Here is a 23,761-nt window from a genome sequence, read left to right as displayed (position 1 = left end):
CCGAATTTTTCAGGCGGTTTTTTGTTTGATAAAATTTTGAAATGAATTTTAAATATTAAGTTTAAAATTATAATTAAAAGAACGGTTTTAATTCTTAATGAGTTTTTTTGAAAATATTTCTCCGTTTTTCATACTCATTTTTATGATGTAATTTCCTTTTGGAAGATTTGCAGTATTGATGTTTTTAAAATTTCGGGAAGCTAAAATCTTTCTTCCTTCCACATTGTAAATCTCAAAACTTTCAGCGTTTTCGGCATTTGTAATATTTAAAAAATCTTTGATGGGATTTTCTACTTCTATCTTTTTAAGTGTATTATTAGAAGTCGAAAGCTGTTCTTTTGAGATTAAAAATTTTTCTATTTTCACCCGGACCAGATTTTGCTGATCATCGGGAAGTATAGAATTCACTAAGATATAATTGTCTTTGATCTCAATTTCGTGACCCGAAAGAAGATTATAATCTCTCTGGCTGTTAATTTTTAAAGAAGTTCCGCTTTGAGAATAGGCCTTGAGCGCTTTTTCATTTCCTTTCTGATTTAATATGAAAAATACATTATCAGCAAAACCCGAATCTAAAAATTGCTCATAGTTCTCAGAAGTCACAAACCCTTTTGCATTAAAATCAGGATCTAACTGCTCATTCCTGATCACCACCAGTCTGCTGAAATCCGGAAGCGGATAATTCTGATATTGAAAAACGGAATACACCATTCCACTGCTGGTCATTCTTGTAGAGGTATTGGTTTTGTTCTGCAACGGAAAACCATTGTATTGGTGGCATTCTTTCTCATTTAAATTCAAGACAGTGTTAGCAGTCAGAGCATTGAGGTTATAAAATGAATACACCGAGGAAGAAAGAGAACTCACATCACACGTGGCAATTTTTCCGGTCGAGGACTGGCCAAGCGGAAAGTAATAATTATAAATTATTTCGCCATTACTTCCAAACCCAGTATCCAGCCGGCCATCAACTGTAAATTTTTTCGGATAAATACTGTTGGAATTGGTCACCACTAAACTTTGATCCTCAAGAACCAAAACGCTCAGTGATTGTGGATTTGTACTTTCCGTAACTTCATTGATAACGCCGTTGTTCCCAAAAGTGCTGTCCAGCGTTCCGTTGAGATGGTATCTCAAGATTTTCGAATCTCCGTAAGTATTATAATCAAGCGGTTTTGGTCCCAGATAAACGATTATTTTATTGCCTTGTAAAACAGCATTGAGAAAATTATTTTCTCCGAATTCCAACCTGCCATTGTCAGCAAAATCTGAATCTAAAGTCCCGTTCGGATGCAGCTTGAGGATATAATTCCTGTTCGCGGTATTAATAATGTACAGCATCGCATTATTGGGCAAAACCAGAACATTACTGTTGAGAACGTTTTGGTTGGAATGGAAGTTGGCAGTGAAGACGCCGTTGTTTCCGAATGAACTATCCTTTGTGATAGTAATCTGCGGAAATATCTGAATACCGCATAGGGTAATCAGAAAAAAGGTAAATTTTTTCATAGCATTTGTGTGTATGCAAATTTAGAAAATTTAATTAATCTAAAAAGGGCGAAATAACCCTATTTAAGAAAACCATGAAAGACAGCGGAAATTCACAGTAAGAATTTAATCGTAATTAAATTGCACACAATATAATTGTTTGCTATATTTGCAGTTCGAAAATACATAATCATTTAAAATACAAAATATGTCATTACTGGAAGATTTAAAATGGAGACATGCCGTAAAAGCTTACGATCCTGCAAAAAAAGTATCTGAGCAAGATTTAAATAAAATATTAGAAGCGGCCAGACTGGCGCCAACTTCATCGGGATTACAGCCTTTCCGGGTGATTGTGGTAGAAAATCAGGAACTGAAAGAAAAAATGGTTCAGGGCGCGCTGAATCCTGAAGTGATGAGAGATTCTTCGCACGTTCTTGTTTTTGCTGCTTGGGACCGTTATTCTGATGAAAAAATCGATAAAGTTTACGATTACCACACCGATGTGAGAGAATTACCAAGAGGAAGATTCGGCAGTTATACCGATAAACTGAAAGAAATTTATAACGCTCAAACTGCGGATGAAAATTTTTCTCATACCGCTCGTCAAACATATATTGCTCTTGGTTTAGCGATGGCTCAAGCTGCAGAATTAAAGATTGACAGCACACCAGCCGAAGGTTTCAGCAATGAGGTTGTAGATGAAATTTTAGGTTTGAAAGAACTGGGTTTAAAAAGTGTCAGTCTTTTATATTTAGGCTATAGAGACATCGAAAAAGATTATCTTTCTCACATGAAAAAAGTGAGAATTCCGATGGAGGAATTTATCATTCAAAAATAAGTTATTTAATTAAACCTTCTTTTTGCCTTATGGAAAATCAGGATACTCCAAAATTGGGAAATCAAATTTGTTTCCCGCTGTACGTCATCGCCAAAGAGATTACGGGAATGTACCGGCCGTTTTTAGATGAACTGGATATTACCTATTCTCAGTATTTAGTGATGATGGTACTTTGGGAAGAAGAAGGTTTAACGGTAAATCAAATCGGTGAAAAACTGTATCTGGACAGTGGAACTTTGACGCCTTTATTAAAAAGACTGGAAGCAAAATCTTTTTTACAGCGAAACAGAAAAAAGGAAGATGAGCGTGTAGTGCAAGTTTTTTTAACCCAAGAAGGCAAAGATCTGCAAAAACTGGCTTGTGCAATTCCGGGTAAAATGAAAGAGAAACTCAATTTTTCAGATGAAGATCTGCTCGAATTAAAAATGACAGTCGATAAAATTTTAAACAAAGTAGAAAATAAGAAGTGAAAACATTATATACAACAAGCGTCACCGCAAAAGGTGGCCGCGACGGACACATTAAAAGTGAAAATGGAATTTTAGAATTGGATGTTAGAACTCCGAAATCTTTAGGTGGCGCAAGTGACGGTTTTGCTAATCCTGAGATGCTTTTCGCTGCAGGATATGCCGCGTGTTTCGACAGCGCTTTGAATTTGGTCATCAAAAAATCAAAGAATGAAACTGGCGAAACTTCGGTAAAAGCAAAAGTAAGTATCGGTCAAACTGAAAACGGCGGTTTCGGTTTAGCGGTAGAATTAGACGTAAATATTCCCGGCGTTTCGCTAGAGGAAGCACAGTCGCTCACAGAAAAGGCGCATCAGGTTTGTCCTTACTCGAATGCGACAAGAAATAATATTGAGGTTAAATTGGCAGTAACCAATAATTAATCTTTTCAGATTCATTTAAAAACACATTTATTATATATCGAAGGTTGAATTAATAACTTGATTTAATCATCATTAAAACGACAAAACCATAACCGGTTTTGTCGTTTTGTTTGTTGCGCATTTCAGAAAGATTGAAATTGTAAAATAAATGAGAGTCCTAAAAAAACAAAAAAGGATAAAAAATTAATTTTATCCTTTTTGTGTGACCGCGAAGGGATTCGAACCCCTAACCCTCAGAGCCGAAATCTGATATTCTATCCAGTTGAACTACGCAGCCTTTTTTTATGAGTAATGAGTAATTGGTAATAAGTAATATTGCTCATTGCTCATTTTTTTAAAAACTTATCTTCACTCCTCCCAAAATCTGTGCTCCCAAAACTTTATAACCTTTGTAAGTTTGATACTGGGTGTTGAGTAAATTGTTTCCGAGTGCAAAAATACTGAAATTTTTGTGAACTTTGTACTCTGCGGACAAATTTAAATCAGCAAATCCACCAATTTTGTCATTTTTGTTTTCCAGAGCGCGAAAATTAGGATCAATTGCTTCATGATTTACTTCAAATGAATTGGTTGTCTGATCCGTCGCAAAAATCGCTTTCGCTCCCAAATTCAGTTTTTTGTCCAACATCGAATATTTTCCACCCAAACTGGCTTTTACCAAAGGTTTATTGTAAATGTTCTCATAATTTTCAAGATTATATTTCTCAAACTTTAATTCTGCATCCAGCGCCAAATTCGCCAATGGAAAATATTGCACACTCGCTTTTGCCTCACTCACCGTTCCATTATCGTAAACAGATGAAAAAGTGTTGGCATAATCATAAGGCAAACGGTTATATTCAGCGGCTACATTAAACAAATTATTTGCTTTAAAGAAAAGAATATCATTCATTTTCCCAAATCCTGCGCTGAAATCGTATTTGATGTTTTGGTCAATGTCGCCCCGCAAACCAAAGTAAAATTTATACTTCGTTTCGGTCGCACGCAATTCCTGGTCCGAGATCAAATAAGGATTTTGTTCCAGTAAATCGGCGTAGGTATTTAATTGTAAACCACCGGTAATCCCAGCATAAAACTTGAATTCATCGGCGGCTGCAAACTGCAGTTCTGCTTTTGGGAACCAATAGGTTTTATTATTTTTCACCTCTTCTGCTAAAGTCATATTTGAATTCTTTGCATTTAAAAATGAAAAATCCGAACCGATGATCAAATAAGATTTTCCTTTAAAGAAAGTCATTTTCGGTGCTAAAGTCGCATTGAGAAATTGAGAGGAATTTTTAGTAAGCAATTCAAAATCAGATTTTACGGTTTCTAAATTTAAACCCAGATCCGCATTGAAATTCACATCATCAAAACTTGGCAATTCTACGCCGTGCTTTGATAAATTCACCAAAATTTCAGCCTGATTTTCCTTCGCTCCAAAATGATCGCTCAGGAAAGAAGATTTCGCGCGGACATCATTCAGGATTTCATTGGAATAAAAATCGTAGTAACCGTTTACTTTAAAACGGTTGGTTTTCTGCTTTAAATCGACATTGTTTGAAGCCGGAGCTAATGCATAAATTCCGTAATAATTATAATCGTTTAAACCATAATCTGCATTCACGCTGAATTTTCCTTTCTCACCATAAGAATTTAGAAAGGCGCCAATATTCGCAGTACTTTGTTTGGAATCCCAGGCATAAACTTTCTTTAGACCGCTTGTAGAAAGGAAATGAACGTCGCCACCGGCTTCCATTCCGTTTTCCAGTTTGGTGGAAATATTTCCGTCGGCAAGAATTTTTCCGTAATTTCCCATTCCAAGCTGGAAATAGTTATTCTGATATTCGGCATCGAATTTCGGCGAAATATCTTCTCCCTGAATCAGCGAAGTTTTAAAATCTGAAGACGCCGGAACATTGGTAATGTCGTACGTCGGCGGATTCGCGGATTTTTCCTGCGGCGGATAATTTTTCTCTGCTTCGATGGATGTTTTTTTCTTCTCGATTTTCTTTACTTCCGGTTCACGTTTTCGGTCCAAAATCAATTTCTCTTCTTTGATCTGGGAAAAAACTGCGGTCGAGGAAAATAGTAAACCGAGGAAAAATATATGTTGAATGGTCTTGTTCATTGTTTTTATATTACTGTAAAATGTGGAGTGTACAATGTCGATACGTTTTACATTGTACATGATACTTTGTACAATTTAATTTTACTTTTTAATTTGCTTTTTTAAATCTTTCGCTTCGGCGACAATTTCCGGGAAATCGCCATAATTGGCAATAATCTGATCAGCGGTGTAACTCGCCTGATAATTGTCTTTCAAACCGATGTAATTTTTAACCATTAAAACCAAAGATTTTGCACCCCAAAACTCCTCGGAAGCGTAATTATTCGCCAGTTTGAAAATGGTTTCATTCGATGATTTAAAGGCTTTTCCTTTGTTCTGATAAAAAGCTTTAGCATATAAAGCTTCGGCCGCAACTTCGGTATTCGATGATTTTTCTAAAGCTGTATAAGCTGCTTTTGCCTCATTATCTTTTCCGTTGTTCATCAGACTTCGGGCTTTAATGACTTTAGCCTGTTCATTCACAGAAGCAGAGTTTTTAGGATTTTGCAACACTAAATCAGCCAGCATTTCTGCTTTTTTGAAATCTTTTTCGTCAGAATAAATTTTCATTAATTCTACATTGGCAAAGTTTTTCACGTTGACATTGGTCGAACTGGAAAGTGAAACCAGATATTTCTTGGCTTCATTCGTATTATTCTGCGCTAAATAAATCTGTGCAATTCTGGTTTGTGCATCTTCCTGATAATCGTTCTGAACATTCGCAACTTCCTGTAAAACCAATAATGCTTTGGTGGAATTCTGGGTCTGGAAATAACTTTCGCCCAATTCATATTGCGCCTGGTACAAACCTTCACCCGTTGGATTCTGCGTCAAGTATTTTTCAAAAAGCGGAATGGCATTTTTGTAATCTTTAGTGGCATAGAAAGTTTTCGCGCGGTTCAGATTAATTTCATCGATTTCAGAGGCATCGATTCTTACGCCAACACTTTGTGCGAAATTCTGATACCCTGAAACATCATTATTTTTAATAAAAATTGGTCTTGCTGCCTGAACAATTTTACTGGCGAATGCCGTATTTTTATACTGATTCCCGAGCGACTTTAATTCAGATAAAGCTTTTGCATCTTCGTTCTGATCGATGTAATTCTGGGCGCGGTAAATCTGCGCATTGGCTACCAAATCCTTATCGGTACTGGTTTTAATAACCTGTGTAAAATAATCATTTGAGTTTTTGAAATCATCATTTGCCGCATAAGAAGTTGCAATTTCATATTGTGCATCATCGAAATATTCTGAATTTTTATACTGCGCAAGCAATTTTTTCAATTCGGCAATTTTCGCCACGGTATCACCTTTGAATCCTAAAGCCATCGCTTTTTGGAACAGCGTATAATCGTCGGCATTTTCTGTTTTATCGTAAATGGCGATCGCCTCGTTCAGATCGTTATTCGCATAATAGGTATCTGCCAAACGAAGTTCTGCATCGTTTTTAAATTCAGGTTTTGGATTATTTAAATAGGCTTTAAAATATTCTTTGGCCTTATCAAATTTCTTTGATTTAAAATAAGCATAACCCAAATCGTAATTCAACTGTTGTTTTTCCGGGAAATTTGCATTTTGAAGTTTTTCAAAACGCGTGATGGCAGAAGCATAATTTCCTTTTTGATAGTACGTCTGAGCCAACCAATACAGCGCTCGGGAATTGAATTCTTTATTGATATTAAATTCTAAACTTCGCAGGAAATATTTTTCAGCGGCATCCAGATTTCCTTTATTAAATTCTTCAGTTCCCAACAAATAGGAAACTTCCTGATCGATTTTATCGGTTTCCGGTGTAGAATTCGGCATTTTATCAATCGCGGCCAAAGTTCCTTTATAATCGCCTGAATACAGATAAGATTTTACCAAAAGAGATTTCATGGCGGAAGTATCAGGACTTTTCGGATATTTTGTAATATAACTTTGAATCACATTTGATGATGATTCAAAAGGATTTCCGAGCTCGTAACTCAGTTTAGCATATTGCAGATGAGCGAGTTGCTGCACTTTCGGATCATACGTCATTTGATACGCCGAACGGAACGCAGAAAGCGCTTCCTGTTTTTTACCGACTTCCAAATAGGCATTTCCCAACTGATAATAAGCGTTTTGGGAAGTCGCCGAATTGCTGTTCAGTAACTGGTTATAATAAGAAACAGCTTCATCATATTTTTTGAGATGCGCAGAGACGAATCCCATTTCGTACAAATCACTCTCAGAAGGTTTTCCCTTGCTTTCCAAATAAATTTTCAAATGAGGATAAGCGGAACTGTAATCGCCTTTCATGAAATAACTTTCGCCAATCATCTTATGAACTTCCGCTTTATAATCGGCAGAAATATTTTCATTCAACAAAGCATTTCCTTCTACAATCGCTTTATCATAATCTTTATTATTAAAGTAAAGCTGCACGTAGTAAGGTTTTACAACACGCGCATATTTCCCGTTATCTTTAATCTGATCGAAAAAAGAAAACGCTTTATCATTTTGCCCGTCTGCGTAATACAGATGTCCCAACATATAAGCGATATCGTTTTTATCGGAACCATCTGTGGTTTTATAGGCTTCTTCCAAAGCTTCGATCGCGCCTTGAGAATCGCCCGTCATGAATTTGGCATAACCGAGTTTCATGATATACTGCGTGTTTTCTTCTTTTGAAAGTTGATATTGATTGACGCTTTTCAAAGTTTCCAATGCTTTGTCGAAATCCTTCTGGGCCAAATAAAAATCTGCCAAAGGTAAATTGGCCTGCGCAAAATATGCCGAGTTTGGATATTGTTTAATAAAGGCATCCAATCCTTCTTCCGCGTGATTTTTACGGAGAATTACACCGATGACATTATCGAAAAACTGGGCCGCTTCTTTTTTCGAATTCGAGAGATTTTCGTTGTAGAAATACTGCCGTGCGTATTCAAACTGAGAAGCGTTGTAAATTTTATTTTGGTAAAGGTTTTCCGCTAAATTGAAACGGTAGTTTTCGCGGTCGCTGAAGTATTGAGATTGCTGAGCCTCGGATAAGCCGAAATAGAATATTGCCGTGGCAATTAAGATTTTTTTTGAATTCATTTACTCCTGATTTTCGGAAGGTTTTAAGGAATTTGCTTTTCCACATTTAATCAACGAAAATAAAGAAAACTTATTGCTTACACAAGTTAATTTGTTGGTTGTGGAAATGTGGATAAGTTGAAAATTGAGGATTTTTCAAAGCATTTTTTGACGTAAGAAAATCAAAAAGTTTTGGATTCTTTAGAATTTATCAAATGTTCGTAAAAATCCATTGAAAATTAAAAAATAATTTTCAACATTCAATATTATGTTTTTTAATCTCTTTGGTTTAAAGAATTATTTGAGCGCCAATTTCTCTTCGATCACTGCCAACGCAGATTTTACATCCCGCATTTTCTCCATCGAAGCCGCGTCGATTTCAATATCGAAAGCTTCTTCCACATCTAAAACGACATCTACTAAATTAGCAGAATTAATATTAAGGTCATTAATAAAATCAGTATCTTCATTAATGTTTTTTAAAAGTTCCGCCTCTTTAACATAAGGTTTTACGATTTCTTTTAATTTTTGAATAGTCTCTTCCTTGTTCATGTTTTCGTATTGAAATTTTTTAAGAATATTTTTTAAAGATAACACATCCATTCACATCGCCAAAACCAAAACTTACTTTCGCGGCAATGTTGATGGGTTTTTCTATAGTTTTTTGCGGAATACTTTCCGGATCGATGATTGAAGTAATTTCAGGATTTAAATCTTCGCAATTGGTATTCGGAGCAATAAAATTTTCAGCAAGCTGCAAAACGGTTGCAACGGCTTCAATACTTCCTGCAGCGGAAAGACAATGTCCTGTCAAAGCTTTAAGAGAATTGATGTACGGAAAATCTTTGCCTGAACGGTTCAAAGCTTCGGCTAAATTTTGAATTTCTGTTGAATCTTTCGAAGTCGCCGTCAAATGTCCGCTGATATAATCGATATCTTTTGCCTCAATTCCGGCTTCTAAAATAGCGTCTTTTACACATTTCTGTACGGCCGCAGAATTTGGTGCGGTCATACTTCCGCCGCCGCGTTGTCCGCCGCTGTTCAGGTTTCCGCCAAGGATTTCACAATAAATTTTCGCATTTCTTCCCAGAGCAGATTCCAGATCTTCGATGACCAAAGCTCCGGCGCCACTTCCGGGTACAAATCCAGCTGCCGAAGCACTCATCGGTCGGGAGGCTTTTTCGGGATGATCATTGGATTTGTAATTACAGACTTTTATGGCATCAAATCCGGCCCAAATATACGGTCCCGAATCACTTGTACTTCCGGCTAGAACTCGTTTCGCTTTCCCGGATTTAATTCGTTCAAAAGCCATTAAAATACTTTCTGTTCCTGTTGTACAGGCCGATGAATTGGTGGTAACTTGATTTCCTAAACCTAATTTTCCACCAAGATAGGCGCTGATTCCGCTGTTCATGGTTTGCGAAACGGCAGTACTTCCCAATTTTCGGGTTTGAAGTGCATCGATTTTATAAATGCTTTCCCGAAACTTTTCAATTCCGGACGTCCCGGTTCCGAAAATGGTTCCGCTGTCCCAATCGGGATTTTCGGCCTCTGAAATTTCCAAACCCGCATCTTTCCAGGCATCTAAACCTGCGATAACGCCGTACATGATTCCAGTGGAATTGAAATTTCGTAATTCTAAATCGCTAAAATAGGGATGTAAATTTTCTTTGTCGATCGGTGGCGTTCCCGAAACCTGACAGGAAAATTGCAGATCTGCCAATTGTTGGTCAAATCTAATTCCGGAACGGCCTTCCTTTAAAGCTGATCTGAAAGCTTCCAAACCGACTGCATTTGGGGCCACGACTCCTAATCCGGTGATGACAACTCTTCTTTCCATTTTAGCTGATTTTAATAATTCCGGCGATCGTTCCTTCACAAACAATTTCTGATTTTTGGTTCAGCATCTTTACTTTGCATTTTAATTTATTGAATCTAAAATAAATTTTCTCTGAAATCACGGTGACTTTTTCATTCGGAAATACCGGTTTTAAAAATTCAATTTCTGTGGAAGTTAAACCAATCTGACTTTCTTCAGTCAAATCATTTCCCACCAAATAAATTCCCAGACAAACCAGTCCGATTTGCGCCATCATTTCCGTTAAAATGACTCCAGGCGTTACAGGATTGTTTTTAAAATGACCTTTGTAAAAATCTAAATTATCTTTAAAAGTAAAATTTCCGGTCACGCCGTTTTCGTCAACGCTCAGCAAATTATCCACAAATAAAAACGGAGGAGAATAGGGGAGCTTTCGTAAAATTTCTTCGGTATTCATTTTATCCTAAATGTTCGCCACCATCTACGGGAATTATACAACCATTAATCCAGGACGCTTCGTCCTGACACAATAAACACACTACATTCGCAACATCTTCCGCCGTTGTTAGTCTTTTAAAAGGATTGCGTTTTTTCGAATGTTCTTTTATTTCTTCACTTCCCGGAATCATTTGCAAAGACCGCGTATCAGTTACGCCAGCCTGAATGCAGTTTGACCTTAAGCCAAAAGGCGCGAATTCCAAAGCGATATTTCTGGATATTGCTTCCAGAGATGCTTTAGCGGCGGAGACTGCTGCGTAATTATGGATCGGTTTTACACTTCCTTCACTTGTAAAAGCGAGAATTCTGGCATCTGTCGCGAAAAGATTTTCATTAAAAATTAATTTCGTCCAGTCGTATAAGCTGGTTGCCATCGCCTGAAGTGTAATGCTGAAATCATCGGTGGAAAGACTTTCATGCGCTGAACCAATCATCGGTTTTAAGTTTCCTTTGGCAATGCTGTGTAAAAGAGAACGGATTTTTCCGTCGGAACTTAAAATTGTTTTTAATTCTGATAAAATATCCTGCTGGTGTTGGAGATTTAAAATGTCTTTATTTAAACTTAAAAATTGAATATTTTCATTTTGAATCTTCGCAAATTCAATATTAACCGTTTCCATTTCAGCGCGCGAATTCCGGTGAATGATGCAGATATTCATTCCTTCTGAAGCCAGTTTTTTCGCCGCAGCCAAACCTAAGCCCGAACTTCCGCCCAGGACTAAAGTCCAGTAACCTGTATTTTCAAATCTTCTTACCATTGCAATAAAATTCTTTGTGCAGAAAAGCCCGGACCGAAACTGAGCATTAATCCTTTCTCGCCTTTCTGCGGCTGTTGATTCATGATTTCTTCTAAAACATAAAGAACGGTTGCGCTCGACATATTTCCGTACAAACGTAAAATTTCTTTTGTCACATCAATGTTTTTCCCCAAATCTTTAAATAAATTTTCTACCATTTGAACAATTTTTTTTCCGCCCGGATGAAAAATTAAATGATCAATATCTTTAATTTCTAAATGCTGTTTGGCTAGAAACGGATGAATAATATTCGGGAAATGTTCGCCGATTTTGTCGGGAACTTCAATATCCAAAATCATTTGCAAACCGGAATTGGTGAGTTTGAAACCCATCATGTGTTCATTATTATAGAAATGGTACATTTCTTCCGCAAGAATCTCCGGACCTTCCGCATTTTCGTCAGAAGAAAGCAGGACACACGCTGCGCCGTCGCCGAAAATCGCGGCACTTACAATATTCGCCATCGAAAAATCTTCCAGCTGAAAAGTAGCAGTCGGACTTTCGACTGCAATTACTGCAGCGCGTTTCCCCGGATTTGCGTGCAGGAAATTCTTCGCATAAATAATTCCGGAAACTCCGGCGGCGCAACCCATTTCGGTCACAGGCAAACGAACAATGTCCTGACGTAAATTTAGTTTATTAATCAAATAAGCATCAAGTGATGGAATCATAATTCCGGTACAGCTTACCGTGATGATATAATCAAGAGATTGCGGCTCCCAACCGGCTTTTTTTAAAGCTTTTTCTAAAACCTGTTCCCCCAAAATGACGACTTCGCGTGCGTAAATATCATTTTTAGCTTCAAAAGAAGTGGCGGTGAAAACTTCCGCAGGATCCATTATAGAATACCTTTCGTCAACGGCTGCGCCTTCAAAGATTTTTTTTACTTTACGTACAAAACGGCTTTCCTGACCTTCTAACCAAAGATCGATAAAAGGTAAAATTTCGTCAGTTTTTCGGGAATATTTCGGCAGTTGCTTGGCAACACTCACTATTTTTACACTCATATTTTTTCAATTATCCATTGGTAACGGAAAGCCCACTTCCATTTGATGCTGTATTTTTTTAATGATAATTGGTTTGAAAACTTCTCCAGATCGTGTTTTTTAAAACCTCTTAAAATTGAAATCAATCCATCATTCGCGGTCATTTTTTCTAATCTGAAAATAAAGATAATCATTTGAAACAAGCGGTACGCTAATTTACTCCGCTGTAAATCATTGACAACGATTCCTTTTTCGACCAAATTTAAAATAACACGCAGTATTTTTAGAATTTCATTATCTTTAAAATGATGTAAAGTCAAAGTAATCAATGCAATATCAATTTTGTATTTTGAAAAATCGTAGAGGAAAATGTCTTCTGCCAAATAGGAAATATTTTCAAATTCGGTGGAGCATTTTTCGGCGTGGCGAATTGTTGCTTCATTAGCATCAATTCCGATTAATTTAAATTTCAAATTATTTTGAGTTCCGAATTTTGACAACATTCGAAGCATATCGCCGCTTCCACAGCCGAAATCCATAATGGTAATGGTTTGGTCTTTTGGAAAGTTTTTTATTAAATATTGAACGCCTTTTAAAGTCACCGCGTTTCCGCCAAGCAACTGATTGATTCGCGCAATGTCGTTCAAAGCGGTTACCAATCCGTCATTATCCATCGAAAAATCGTCCATGGATTCTTCCAGATCTGTTCTGTACGCTGTATTTAATGCCATTGATTTTGAGCGGTTTTGATTTCTTTTCCGTGTGTTTTTCTGATGATGGCCGGCAGTAAAAAAGGAGCGTAAGTCATTAGATTAGTCAAAACCTCAGAAAGTTTTGAATGCTCTAAAATAGTTCCTAATAACCGTCCGTACCATAATCGTTGTTTGAAATTTCTGTTCCAGTTTGCAGCATAATTCTGCTCCAATTCCGGGCGGGAAATTTCACCTTTTAAAAAAGCGGTGGTTTCTTCTGATGCCAGTTTTGCGCTGTGAATCGCCATTGCCATTCCGTTTCCACACAGCGGATGAATTAATCCTGCTGTATCGCCCATCATTAAAATATGATCTTCTACGTTTTCTTTTTTCTCAAAACAGATCTGACTGATGGTTAAAGGTTTTTCAAAAATAGACTCAGAATTTTCCAGAATGTTTTTCAATTGGGGATTTTTACATATAATTTTTTCTTGAAATTCTTCGATGTTTTTATATTTCTTAAACGATTTAAAATTAGTTAAATAACAGATATTGAGCAAATTATTTTCAACTTTCGAAACGCCGCAATAACCGCCTTTAAAATTATGCAGGCCAACAACATCATCCGGGAAATTTCCTTTGTAATGGGATTTTACCGCTAACCACGGGGATTTCTGTTCTGTAAAATGACGTTTCATTTTCACGTCTAAATTGGAGCGTTTTCCAAAACCGCCCAACACCACTTTCGAAGTCAGTATTTTTCCTGAAGCCAAATGAACTTCAAAAGAATCGTCTTTAAAATCCACCTCATTCACCTGATCTTCGATGATTTCGCAATTTTGAGAAAGCGCCTTTAAATAAAGTGCATGATCCAAAGTGTAACGGCTGATTCCAAAACCACCGAGCGGAAGTTTCGTTGTAATGGTTCTTCCAGACTCAGAGGAAAACTGCAGCGATGTAATATGAGTGGGTTTTAATTCTTCGATATTAATATTCAACCAAGCAAAATAAGGCCGTACTTCATTGGAAATATATTCGCCACAAACCTTGTGTTTTGGATAGTGATTCTTTTCAATAACAATTACGCCAACTCCCATTTTTGAAAGGTGAATTGCGCCCGTTAAACCTGCCAAACCGCCGCCGATAATGATGACTTCGGTAGTACAATTTGAATCGTCCAATTTTTTTATTTAAATGTAGTAAAAAATTTTCCCACACCGTCACAAAAGTTTTAATTTGCTATTTAAACATAGAATTACATTTTAATTTTTCAATTTCGGTAAGGGATTTTAATCATCTTAACTCCTTAACCAAAATCTTAATGGTGAAATTTTTTTTTGTGAATTCTTGTTCAATCTTTTGAAAGTCTTTTATTTCAGACCAATTTCTTTTCTCACTTCGGTTAAAAACAAAACCTCACGTTTCCGCGAGGTTTAATTATTATAAAGTATTGTGTTCATTAGCACATCAACACATTTTCAAATCAACAAATCAGATCTTCTCATTCTTAATCTCATCCACAATTTCAGGGTTCAAAAGGGTAGAAGTATCACCGAAATTGGCGAAATCACCTTCCGCAATTTTTCTCAAAATACGGCGCATTATTTTTCCTGAACGGGTTTTTGGTAAAGCTGAAACAAACTGAATTTTATCCAGTTTTGCAATCGGTCCAATCGTATCGGAAATCACGTTATTAATTTCTTTTCTCAAATTATCTTTATCACGGTCTTCGCCACTGTCTTTCAACATCACGAAACCGTAAAGCGCGCTTCCTTTCACATCGTGCGGATAACCCACGATTGCTGATTCCGCGACGGCTGGATGTAAATTCACGCTGTCTTCAATCGGTGCAGTTCCCAAATTATGACCTGAAACGATAATCACATCATCAACTCGTCCGGTAATTCGGTAATAGCCAACTTCATCTCGCAAAGCGCCATCGCCAGTGAAATATTTCCCCGGGAAAGCGGTGAAATACGTGTCTTTGTACCTTTGATGATCGCCCCAAATTGTCCTTGCAATTCCCGGCCACGGAAAACGGATGCATAAATTTCCATCAACTTGGTTTCCGGTGATTTCATTTCGTTTATCATCCATTAAAACAGGTTGAATTCCCGGCAAAGGCAAGGTTGCGTAAGTCGGTTTTGTAGGCGTAATAAAAGGAAGTGGCGAAATCATAATCCCACCAGTTTCTGTCTGCCACCAAGTATCAACAATCGGGCATTTTCTTTTGCCGACATGGTCATTGTACCAGTGCCACGCTTCATCGTTAATCGGTTCACCCACGGAGCCAATGACTCGTAAACTCGACAGATCATGCTTTTCAACCCATTCGTAAGATTCTTTTGCAAGAGCTCGGATCGCCGTCGGAGCCGTGTAGAATTGCGTGACTTTATGTTTTTCGATGACTTCCCAGAAACGGTCCGGTTCCGGATAAGTCGGCACGCCTTCGAAAATGACCGTCGTGGCGCCATTTGCAAGCGGTCCGTACAGAATGTAGGAATGGCCGGTGATCCAGCCAATATCTGCGGTGCACCAATAAATATCATTCTCTTTATAATTAAAAACATTTTTAAAAGTATAGGCCGTGTAAACCATATAACCAGCCGTTGTATGCAGCATTCCTTTTGGTTTTCCCGTGGAACCGGAAGTATATAAAATAAACAGAGGATCTTCGGCATCCATGATGACAGAAATAAAATCTGATGCTGCTTTTTCATACAGAGGTTCCAGCCAAAGATCGCGTCCTTCTTTCATTTTTACTTCGCTTCCGGTTCTTTTTACGACCAGAACTTTTTCCACCGTCGGACATTTTTCTACAGCTTCATCAATAATTCCTTTTAAATCGATTGATTTTGAGCCGCGGAAACTTCCATCCGAACAGATAATCATCTTCGCGCCACAATCGTTTACCCTCGATTCCACAGCGTTAGCCGAAAATCCTGCAAATATCACGGAATGTATCGCGCCCAATCTTGCACACGCCAACATCGAAACCGCCAGTTCAGGAATCATCGGCAGATAAATACAAACGCGGTCACCTTTTTGCACACCCTGATCGCTCAGCACATTTGCCATTTTGCAGACACGGTCCCGCAGTTCACTGTAGGAAATATGTTGCGCTTCCTCTTTCGGATCATTCGGTTCAAAAATAATCGCCGTTTTGTCGCCACGCTCGTTCAAATGACGGTCAATACAGTTTTTGGTGATGTTTAGTTTTGCGTTTTTAAACCATTTAATTTTCGCGTCCTCCATGTTGTAATCCACAACTTTAGACCAGCGCTGGTACCACACGAAATTTTCATCGGCCACTTTATCCCAGAATTTTTTCGGGTTTTTGATGGATTTTTTGTACTGTTTAAAATAGTCCGGCAAATCGTCTATCACGTAATTTTTCATATGCTGTTATTTTTTAGTTTTCTAATTTTTTTCAGGAGCTTTATCCTGCTATCCGCTCATACTCCTCGCCCCAAAGCTTTCCCAACGCTTGCTGCGGGGTAACCGCTTCTATCAGGGCTAGTTACGACCCGGCTTCTTTTCCAAGGTTTTTGTTTTATCAATATTTTTCTGTTTTTACTCAAGATATAATGAAAAGATGGTTTTCAAATTTTGTATGAAGATAAAAAAAACGGTACTGTAAAAAGATATTTTTTACAATTTTTATTTTTTCTCACCCCATTTAGTGATTTTTTTTCTCTGATGCTCCCTTTTGATTTTATAGATATTATATCCTTTAATATTGGATGAGTTGGGTTAAAAATCTTTTTAATTAATTTTAAACAGTCATTAATTATTGTTTTATTTGTTTGTTAAAGATTTTTTATCTTAAATTTGCTGCTTTAAAAGTTGTAAATAAATGAAAATAGAAGTTTCTTCAGATAAACATTTGAAATACGCAGAAGAAATACAGCATGAAATTGCAGATTCAGCCAAGAAACGGGGAACGGGTATTTCTAAACGGTCGCTGGAATATATCACTGAGAAAATTTTGGAAGGAAAAGCAGTCGTTGCTTTTGAAGATGGCGGAACATGGGTTGGCTTCTGCTACATCGAAACCTGGTCACATGGTGAATTCGTTGCGAATTCCGGACTTATTGTTTCCTCAAAATTTAGAAATAAAGGCTATGCTACTTTAATTAAGGAAAGAGTTTTTCAATTATCCAGAGAAAGATATCCGAATGCAAAGATTTTTGGTTTAACCACGGGATTGCCGGTCATGAAAATTAATGCTGAAATGGGATATAAACCGGTTATTTATTCAGAATTAACTCAAGATGAAGAGTTTTGGAACGGTTGCAAAAACTGTGTGAATTACGAAATTTTAATGAGCAAGGAACGTAAAAACTGTTTGTGCACCGCAATGCTTTATGTACCCAAAAACGACAAAGACCAATTAACAAAAGAAAAACAAAACGATGAAGAAAAGTGTAGTATTAGCATTTAGTGGCGGATTAGACACTTCTTATTGCGCCAAATATCTGAGTGAAAATTTAGGGTATGATGTTCATGCAGTGACCGTCAATACCGGAGGATTTTCTAAAGAAGAGGAGCAGGAATTGAAAATGAAAGCTGAGAAATTGGGCGTAAGTTCCTATACTTTCATCGATGCAGTAGAATCCTATTATAATGAGTGTGTCAAATATTTGATTTTTGGGAATGTTTTGAAAAACAATACTTATCCGCTTTCTGTAAGTGCAGAACGAACAGTTCAGGCGCAGAATATTGCAAAGTTTGCGCAGAAAATTGGGGCAGCTGCGATTGCTCACGGAAGTACAGGAGCGGGAAATGATCAGGTTCGTTTTGATTTGATTTTTCAGATTATGTGTCCTGGAGTTGAGATTATTACACCAATTCGGGATAGGTCTTTATCACGGGAAGAAGAGATTTTATTTTTAAAAAATCACGGTTATGAAATGAATTTTGAAAAAGCGCAATATTCCATTAATAAAGGACTTTGGGGAACTTCTGTCGGCGGAAAAGAAACCTTGACTTCCAAATATAATTTGCCCGAAGAAGCTTTTCCATCTCAAGTAATAAAAACACAACCATCCGATTTAGTAATTGAATTTAAAAATGGCGAAATCATCGGTGTAAACGGCGGGCAGTTTTCTCATCCGGTTTTAGCGATTCAGAAGATTGAAGAACTTGCAAAGGTTTACGGAATTGGCCGGGATATTCACGTCGGTGATACGATTGTTGGAATTAAAGGCCGTGTCGGTTTTGAGGCTGCAGCGGCGACTGTGATTATCAAAGCGCATCATTTGTTGGAAAAACATACGCTTTCAAAATACCAGCAAACGATTAAATCGCAACTGGCAGATTGGTACGGAAACTGGCTTCATGAAGCACTTTTCCTGGATCCGGTAATGAGAAATATCGAAGTTTTCTTTAATGATTCTCAGAAAAGCGTGAACGGAAAAGTTTTTATAACGCTTCATCCTTACCGTTTTGTTTTGAATGGAATTGAATCTGAAAACGATTTAATGTCCGCTGAATTCGGAAGTTATGGCGAAGCAAATCTAGCGTGGACGGGCGATGATGTGAAAGGATTTACCAAAGTTCTCAGCAATTCATTGTCGATTTATCATCAAATAAACAAAACGACATGAAGTCGGTAGGAATAATTGGCGCAAATGGTTATACCGGAAGCGAACTCGTGCGGTTGCTGGCTTTTCACCCGAAAATTGAACTTCAGTTTTTATACAGCCGCTCGAATTCCGATACAAGAATCTCGGAGATTTATCCGGATTTAATTTCCGTTTGCGAAATGACTTTAACCAATCAAACTGAAGAAGTTGACATTTTATTTTTGTGTTTGCCTCATCAGGAAAGCAAAAATTGGTTGACGGAAAATCCGGTAAAAGAAAATGTTTTGGTCATCGATTTAGGGAATGATTTCCGGTTAGAAAGTAATTTTCAGGATAGAAATTTTATTTACGGTTTGCCGGAAATTTTTAAAAGTGAAATGAAATCTGCCAAAAGTATTGCAAATCCGGGCTGTTTTGCCACCGCGATCCAATTGGCATTATTGCCTTTAGCCAAAGAGAAATTGCTTGCAGCTATTTATACTACAGGAATTACCGGCTCCACCGGAGCGGGACAATCGCTGCAATCGACGACTCATTTTTCCTGGCGGAATGATAATGTTTCAGCGTATAAAACCTTAACGCATCAACACGTAGATGAGGTTTTATTAACATTAAATCAGGCAAATGAGAATGAAGTTCAACTGCATTTTGTTCCTTGGCGTGGCGATTTTGTAAGAGGGATTTTCACCAGTTCTATCATTAAATGTGATTTGGAATTAAATGAAATTCAGGAAAGATACTGCGATTTTTATAAAGATGCTGCTTTTGTGACTATTTCAGAAAAACCAATCGATATGAAGCAAGTTGTTAATACCAACAGATGCGCCATTCATATTGAAAAAAATAAAGAAACGATCGTGGTTCATTCTGCGATTGACAATTTATTAAAAGGCGCCTCCGGACAAGCTGTGCAAAATATGAATATCGCTATGGATTGGGAAGAAAATACCGGTCTTCAGTTAAAACCTACTGCATTTTAAAAATGCATTATTAAAAAGTCAAAATGAATTTATTCCAAGTATATCCTTTATTTAATATCAATCCTGTAAAAGCAGAAGGTTCTTTTCTTTGGGATGACAAAGGCCAAAAATACCTTGATTTTTATGGTGGTCATGCTGTGATTTCCATCGGTCATAACCATCCTCATTATCAAAATAAACTAAAAAGTCAGTTAGAAAAAATCTCGTTTTATTCGAATTCTGTTCAAAATGATTTACAAACAGAATTAGCAAAAAAGTTGGGTGAACTTTCAGGATATGAAAATTATTCACTTTTCCTATGTAATTCTGGTGCAGAAGCGAATGAAAATGCTTTGAAACTCGCTTCGTTCCACAACGGAAAACAGAAAGTGATTTATTTTTCTGGTTCATTTCATGGCCGGACTTCCGCGGCGGTTTCTGTCACCGATAATCCGAAAATTGTTGCACCGGTTAATTTTTCAGAACGTTTTATTAAATGTGAATGGAATAATGTGGCGCAGTTAAAACAATTGTTCGCAGAAAATCAAGGCGAGATTTCGTCAATCATAATCGAAGGAATTCAGGGTGTTGGCGGAATTGTTTTACCAACTGAAGAAATGATTCAGACGCTTAAAAATCTTTGTGCTGAAAACGAGGTCGTTTTAATTATGGATGAGGTTCAGTCCGGTTACGTTAGATCCGGGAAATTTTTTGCACATCAGGAATTTGATATTCAACCCGATTTGATTACGGTGGCAAAAGGAATGGGAAATGGTTTCCCGATGGGCGGCGTTTTAATCAGTCCGATATTCAAAGCCAGCAATGGTTTATTGGGAACAACTTTCGGTGGAAATCATTTGTCTTGTGCTGCCGGAATTGCAGTTTTAGAGGTCATTAAAAATGAAAATCTCCTCGAGAATTCAGAAAAAATGGGCGCTTATATCGAATCTGAAATTCAGAATTTCAACCACATCAAATCCATCAGGCGAAGAGGTTTGATGATCGGAATTGAGTTGGATCAACCTTGTGCAGAAATCCGTTCCAACTTATTGATGAAACATCATGTTTTCACGGGGAATTCTAATGATGCAAATGTTCTAAGAATTCTTCCGGCGCTTAATATTACAGAAAAAGAAGCCGATATATTCATCGGTGCTTTAAATTCTGTTCTTGAAAATTAGGAGTCTTTTTTAAGATTCATTTCAACTGCCAAAAGGCAAACTTTAAATAAAAAAAATGAAAAATTTCACCTCCATAGAAGATATTAATGATCTTCAATCGATGATAAAAACGGCACTTCAGATTAAAAATAATCCTTTGTCAGAGCCGAATAAAGGAAAAGGAAAAACAATTGGTCTGGTATTTTTAAACTCCAGTTTAAGAACCAGATTGAGCAGTCAGATTGCCGCTCAGAATTTAGGATTAAATGTACTTATTTTAAACGCATCGCAGGAAGCCTGGAATCTTGAATTCGCAGATGGAGCCGTGATGAATGGCGGAACTGTGGAGCATGTTAAGGATGCGGTCGAGGTTCTGAATCAATATTGCGATATCATTGCGGTGCGTTGTTTTGCAGGAATGCAGAATAAGGAAGATGACGTGAATGAAAGTATATTGTCACAGTTTTTGAAATATGCAAAAGTTCCGGTGATTTCTTTGGAATCCGCAACGCGACATCCTTTGCAAAGTTTTGCAGATTGTATAACCATAACGGAGAATTGGAAGAAAAATCGTAAACCGAAAGTGGTGTTAATCTGGGCGCCACATATTAAACCAATTGCACACGCAGTTGCCAATTCATTTACGGAATGGATGCAGTCGATGGAAGTAGATTTCATAATTGCCAATCCCGAAGGCTATGATTTGGATCCAAAGTTTGTAAAAAACACCACTGTTTTTCACGACCAAAATGAAGCCTTAAAAGATGCTGATTTCATCTATGTTAAAAACTGGTCGTCATTTGAAGATTACGCTGCAATGCCTGGAGTGAAAGAAAACTGGATGTTGACGCAGGAAAAATTGAACGCAACACAAAATGCAAAAGTAATGCATTGTTTGCCGGTTCGCAGAAATGTAGAATTAAGCGATGAAGTGATGGACAGCGAAAACTCAATTATCTATCAACAGGCGAAAAACAGAATCTTTTCTGCACAAACTGTTTTTAGTGAAATTTTAGAGGAATTGCCGATTTAAAAGTAAATCATCATGGATAAACAGAAATTGTATGTCGTTAAGATTGGCGGTGATTTAATTGATAAAGAAAAAGATTTGGCGGATTTCTTAGAAAAATTTACGACCATAAAAGCGATGAAAGTTTTAGTTCACGGCGGCGGAAAATTGGCTTCTGATTTGGCTGGAAAATTAAATATTCCGCAACAAATGCTGGAAGGTAGGAGGGTGACGGATCAGGAAACTCTGAATATTGTCACCATGGTTTATGCCGGGAAAATCAACAAAAATATCGTTGCAAAACTTCAGAATGTTGACTGTAATGCGATTGGATTTTCCGGTGCAGATGGGAATTTAATTAAAAGTGAAAGAAGAGCAGTTTCAAATGTTGATTACGGATTTGTTGGAGATGTCGATTCGAAAAGTGTCAATGTTGATTTACTTCAAAAATTTTTAGAATTAAAATTAACTCCAGTTTTTTCGGCAATTACGCATGATCAAAAAGGTGATCTACTCAATACGAATGCGGATTCCATTGCCTCTGTTTTGGCGCAGGCTTTATCTGAAAATTACGATGTCGAACTTTTATATTGTTTCGATAAAGACGGCGTTTTAGAAGATGTTGATAAACCGGATTCTATGGTAAAGACTTTGAGCTTTGCAAAATATGAACAGTTAAGGTCTGAAAATAAATTGCATCAAGGAATTTTACCCAAACTCAAAAATGCTTTTACAGCCAAAGAAAACAATGTAAATAAAGTGGTTTTACTCAATGAAACCAAATTACAAAACCAAATTAATCATCAAAATGAAGGAACAGAAATCATATTATAGCCAAGAAGAATTATTGTTAAATGCAACGGAATTATTAAAAAAAATCATTGCAACACCATCTTTAAGTAAAGAAGAATACGATGTTTCTTTAGTTATTGAAGGGTTTTTTCATCAAAGAAATATTCCTACAAAAAGACTGAAAAATAATATTTGGGCGGTCAATCAATATTTTGATGAAACCAAACCTTCCATCGTTTTGAATACGCATCACGACACGGTAAAACCTAATAAAGCATTTACAATTGATCCGTTTATTCCCATTGAAAAAGACGGAAAAATATTTGGTTTGGGAAGCAATGATGCAGGTGCTTCTCTGGTTTCGATGGTTCAGGTTTTTCTACATTTTTATAAGCATGAAAATTTGTCGCATAACTTAATTATTGCATTAACAGCCGAAGAAGAAATTTCCGGACAAGAAGGAATCGAATTGCTTTTTCCGCAACTTCCGAACGTAGAATTAGCAATTGTTGGCGAACCTACAAAAATGGATTTAGCCATCGCAGAAAAGGGATTATTGGTTATCGATGGTGAAATGTTGGGAACTGCTTCCCATGCGGCGCATCCAAATCAGGATAATGCGATTGTGAAATGCATAACAGATTTACAGCACATTTTAAACTTTAAATTTCCGAAAGTTTCTCCATATTTGGGTGAAGTGAAAGTCACACTTTCTGTCATCAATGCAGGAACACAACACAATGTGGTTCCCGAAAAATGCAATTTTACTTTAGATGTTCGTGTAACAGATGAATACAGCAATAAAGAAGTTTTTGAAATCATTCAGTCCGAAATGGAATCGAAATTAACCGCAAGATCATTCAGGTTAAATTCTTCGAGAATTAATGAAGATCATCCGATCGTAAAAGCAGGTTTAGAAATCGGCAGAACAACTTACGGCTCACCAACTTCCTCGGATCAGGCGATTATTCCTTGTACATCGGTGAAAATTGGTCCCGGAGACAGCACACGATCTCATACCGCCGATGAATTTATTTACATTAATGAAATAAATGAAGGCATAGAAATCTATATTAAAATTTTAGAAAAAATAGTATAAACCTATT

The 23,761-nt window shown here is 37.1% G+C and carries 21 protein-coding genes and 1 tRNA gene; 10 read left to right on the top strand and 12 right to left on the bottom strand.

All coding sequences use genetic code 11. The features are described from left to right. Positions 1-87: 87 nt before the first annotated feature. Positions 88-1,509: a T9SS type A sorting domain-containing protein gene (locus QGN23_RS05550; protein ID WP_282906008.1), complete on the bottom strand. Its 1,422-nt coding sequence runs from the start codon at positions 1,507-1,509 to the stop codon at positions 88-90. A gap of 187 nt (positions 1,510-1,696) precedes the next feature. On the opposite strand from QGN23_RS05550, the gene QGN23_RS05545 reads away from it, so the two are divergent. From QGN23_RS05545 to QGN23_RS05535, 3 genes are read left to right on the top strand one after another with little or no spacing between them, the layout of a single operon-like run. Next, positions 1,697-2,329, top strand: coding sequence for an NAD(P)H-dependent oxidoreductase (locus QGN23_RS05545; protein ID WP_282906007.1), 633 nt, complete (start codon positions 1,697-1,699; stop codon positions 2,327-2,329). Between the two features lie 29 nt (positions 2,330-2,358). Beyond that, on the top strand, positions 2,359-2,799 hold the full coding sequence (locus QGN23_RS05540; RefSeq protein WP_282906006.1) for a MarR family winged helix-turn-helix transcriptional regulator: 441 nt from the start codon (positions 2,359-2,361) through the stop codon (positions 2,797-2,799). After that, entirely contained in the window at positions 2,796-3,218 is a 423-nt protein-coding gene (locus QGN23_RS05535) for an organic hydroperoxide resistance protein (RefSeq protein ID WP_282906005.1), read from the top strand. The genes QGN23_RS05540 and QGN23_RS05535 overlap by 4 nt, the downstream gene beginning before the upstream one ends. A gap of 203 nt (positions 3,219-3,421) precedes the next feature. On the opposite strand, the gene QGN23_RS05530 is transcribed toward QGN23_RS05535, so the two are convergent. From QGN23_RS05530 to acs, 11 genes are all read right to left on the bottom strand, one after another. Next, a tRNA-Arg gene (locus QGN23_RS05530) sits at positions 3,422-3,495 on the bottom strand. Between the two features lie 57 nt (positions 3,496-3,552). Further along, the gene (locus QGN23_RS05525) at positions 3,553-5,328 is read right to left on the bottom strand and encodes a TonB-dependent receptor (RefSeq protein WP_282906004.1); all 1,776 of its coding nucleotides are present in this window, start codon (positions 5,326-5,328) and stop codon (positions 3,553-3,555) included. Between the two features lie 81 nt (positions 5,329-5,409). Then, a complete protein-coding gene (locus QGN23_RS05520; protein WP_282906003.1) occupies positions 5,410-8,373 on the bottom strand; it encodes a tetratricopeptide repeat protein in 2,964 nt (987 codons plus the stop codon). Between the two features lie 276 nt (positions 8,374-8,649). Then, positions 8,650-8,904, bottom strand: a complete 255-nt coding sequence (locus QGN23_RS05515; RefSeq protein WP_282906002.1) for an acyl carrier protein — start codon at positions 8,902-8,904, stop codon at positions 8,650-8,652. 19 nt (positions 8,905-8,923) lie between these two features. After that, positions 8,924-10,195 (bottom strand): beta-ketoacyl-[acyl-carrier-protein] synthase family protein, encoded by a 1,272-nt coding sequence (locus QGN23_RS05510; RefSeq protein WP_282906001.1) that lies wholly within the window; start codon positions 10,193-10,195, stop codon positions 8,924-8,926. 1 nt (position 10,196) lies between these two features. Beyond that, entirely contained in the window at positions 10,197-10,631 is a 435-nt protein-coding gene (locus QGN23_RS05505; protein ID WP_282906000.1) for a 3-hydroxyacyl-ACP dehydratase FabZ family protein, read from the bottom strand. 1 nt (position 10,632) lies between these two features. After that, positions 10,633-11,430, bottom strand: coding sequence for an enoyl-ACP reductase FabI (locus tag QGN23_RS05500; RefSeq protein ID WP_282905999.1), 798 nt, complete (start codon positions 11,428-11,430; stop codon positions 10,633-10,635). Further along, positions 11,424-12,476: a type III polyketide synthase gene (locus tag QGN23_RS05495; RefSeq protein WP_282905998.1), complete on the bottom strand. Its 1,053-nt coding sequence runs from the start codon at positions 12,474-12,476 to the stop codon at positions 11,424-11,426. Before QGN23_RS05495 ends, QGN23_RS05500 begins: the two co-directional genes overlap by 7 nt. Next, a complete protein-coding gene (locus tag QGN23_RS05490) occupies positions 12,473-13,186 on the bottom strand; it encodes a methyltransferase domain-containing protein (protein WP_282905997.1) in 714 nt (237 codons plus the stop codon). Before QGN23_RS05490 ends, QGN23_RS05495 begins: the two co-directional genes overlap by 4 nt. Next, entirely contained in the window at positions 13,177-14,328 is a 1,152-nt protein-coding gene (locus QGN23_RS05485; RefSeq protein WP_282905996.1) for an NAD(P)/FAD-dependent oxidoreductase, read from the bottom strand. The genes QGN23_RS05490 and QGN23_RS05485 overlap by 10 nt, the downstream gene beginning before the upstream one ends. A gap of 310 nt (positions 14,329-14,638) precedes the next feature. Then, positions 14,639-16,546, bottom strand: a complete 1,908-nt coding sequence (acs, locus tag QGN23_RS05480) for an acetate--CoA ligase (RefSeq protein ID WP_282905995.1) — start codon at positions 16,544-16,546, stop codon at positions 14,639-14,641. A gap of 457 nt (positions 16,547-17,003) precedes the next feature. Between acs and QGN23_RS05475 the strand changes: the two genes are divergently transcribed. Genes QGN23_RS05475 through QGN23_RS05445 form a run of 7 tightly spaced genes read left to right on the top strand, consistent with a single transcriptional unit; the run spans position 17,004 to position 23,754 of the window. Then, entirely contained in the window at positions 17,004-17,591 is a 588-nt protein-coding gene (locus QGN23_RS05475) for a GNAT family N-acetyltransferase (RefSeq protein ID WP_282905994.1), read from the top strand. Next, on the top strand, positions 17,563-18,756 hold the full coding sequence (locus tag QGN23_RS05470; RefSeq protein WP_282905993.1) for an argininosuccinate synthase: 1,194 nt from the start codon (positions 17,563-17,565) through the stop codon (positions 18,754-18,756). Before QGN23_RS05475 ends, QGN23_RS05470 begins: the two co-directional genes overlap by 29 nt. Further along, positions 18,753-19,715: an N-acetyl-gamma-glutamyl-phosphate reductase gene (gene argC, locus QGN23_RS05465; RefSeq protein WP_282905992.1), complete on the top strand. Its 963-nt coding sequence runs from the start codon at positions 18,753-18,755 to the stop codon at positions 19,713-19,715. The genes QGN23_RS05470 and argC overlap by 4 nt, the downstream gene beginning before the upstream one ends. Before the next feature lie 23 nt (positions 19,716-19,738). Further along, a complete protein-coding gene (locus QGN23_RS05460) occupies positions 19,739-20,875 on the top strand; it encodes an aspartate aminotransferase family protein (protein ID WP_282905991.1) in 1,137 nt (378 codons plus the stop codon). 55 nt (positions 20,876-20,930) lie between these two features. Continuing rightward, complete coding sequence (locus tag QGN23_RS05455; protein WP_282905990.1) at positions 20,931-21,887, top strand: Rossmann-fold NAD(P)-binding domain-containing protein; 957 nt, start codon at positions 20,931-20,933, stop codon at positions 21,885-21,887. A gap of 12 nt (positions 21,888-21,899) precedes the next feature. Continuing rightward, complete coding sequence (gene argB / locus QGN23_RS05450; RefSeq protein ID WP_282905989.1) at positions 21,900-22,697, top strand: acetylglutamate kinase; 798 nt, start codon at positions 21,900-21,902, stop codon at positions 22,695-22,697. After that, entirely contained in the window at positions 22,672-23,754 is a 1,083-nt protein-coding gene (locus tag QGN23_RS05445; protein WP_282906370.1) for a M20 family metallo-hydrolase, read from the top strand. Before argB ends, QGN23_RS05445 begins: the two co-directional genes overlap by 26 nt. The last annotated feature ends 7 nt before the right edge of the window (positions 23,755-23,761 follow it).

Source organism: Chryseobacterium gotjawalense (genome assembly GCF_030012525.1).
GTDB lineage: Bacteria > Bacteroidota > Bacteroidia > Flavobacteriales > Weeksellaceae > Kaistella > Kaistella gotjawalense.
Note: the sequence above shows the minus strand (reverse complement) of the source record. Positions and strands in the feature narration are given on the sequence as shown.

Bases quoted from the DNA above. Each gene is read 5' to 3' on its own strand.
- QGN23_RS05455 (WP_282905990.1), top strand. From the start codon at position 20,931: ATGAAAAATTTCACCTCCATAGAAGATATTAATGATCTTCAATCGATG.
- QGN23_RS05540 (WP_282906006.1), top strand. From the start codon at position 2,359: ATGGAAAATCAGGATACTCCAAAATTGGGAAATCAAATTTGTTTCCCG.
- QGN23_RS05500 (WP_282905999.1), bottom strand. From the start codon at position 11,430: ATGGTAAGAAGATTTGAAAATACAGGTTACTGGACTTTAGTCCTGGGC.
- argB (WP_282905989.1), top strand. From the start codon at position 21,900: ATGGATAAACAGAAATTGTATGTCGTTAAGATTGGCGGTGATTTAATT.
- QGN23_RS05550 (WP_282906008.1), bottom strand. From the start codon at position 1,509: ATGAAAAAATTTACCTTTTTTCTGATTACCCTATGCGGTATTCAGATA.
- QGN23_RS05475 (WP_282905994.1), top strand. From the start codon at position 17,004: ATGAAAATAGAAGTTTCTTCAGATAAACATTTGAAATACGCAGAAGAA.
- QGN23_RS05525 (WP_282906004.1), bottom strand. From the start codon at position 5,328: ATGAACAAGACCATTCAACATATATTTTTCCTCGGTTTACTATTTTCC.
- QGN23_RS05545 (WP_282906007.1), top strand. From the start codon at position 1,697: ATGTCATTACTGGAAGATTTAAAATGGAGACATGCCGTAAAAGCTTAC.
- QGN23_RS05445 (WP_282906370.1), top strand. From the start codon at position 22,672: ATGAAGGAACAGAAATCATATTATAGCCAAGAAGAATTATTGTTAAAT.
- QGN23_RS05490 (WP_282905997.1), bottom strand. From the start codon at position 13,186: ATGGCATTAAATACAGCGTACAGAACAGATCTGGAAGAATCCATGGAC.
- QGN23_RS05470 (WP_282905993.1), top strand. From the start codon at position 17,563: ATGAAGAAAAGTGTAGTATTAGCATTTAGTGGCGGATTAGACACTTCT.
- QGN23_RS05515 (WP_282906002.1), bottom strand. From the start codon at position 8,904: ATGAACAAGGAAGAGACTATTCAAAAATTAAAAGAAATCGTAAAACCT.
- QGN23_RS05495 (WP_282905998.1), bottom strand. From the start codon at position 12,476: ATGAGTGTAAAAATAGTGAGTGTTGCCAAGCAACTGCCGAAATATTCC.
- QGN23_RS05505 (WP_282906000.1), bottom strand. From the start codon at position 10,631: ATGAATACCGAAGAAATTTTACGAAAGCTCCCCTATTCTCCTCCGTTT.
- QGN23_RS05520 (WP_282906003.1), bottom strand. From the start codon at position 8,373: ATGAATTCAAAAAAAATCTTAATTGCCACGGCAATATTCTATTTCGGC.
- acs (WP_282905995.1), bottom strand. From the start codon at position 16,546: ATGAAAAATTACGTGATAGACGATTTGCCGGACTATTTTAAACAGTAC.
- argC (WP_282905992.1), top strand. From the start codon at position 18,753: ATGAAGTCGGTAGGAATAATTGGCGCAAATGGTTATACCGGAAGCGAA.
- QGN23_RS05510 (WP_282906001.1), bottom strand. From the start codon at position 10,195: ATGGAAAGAAGAGTTGTCATCACCGGATTAGGAGTCGTGGCCCCAAAT.
- QGN23_RS05460 (WP_282905991.1), top strand. From the start codon at position 19,739: ATGAATTTATTCCAAGTATATCCTTTATTTAATATCAATCCTGTAAAA.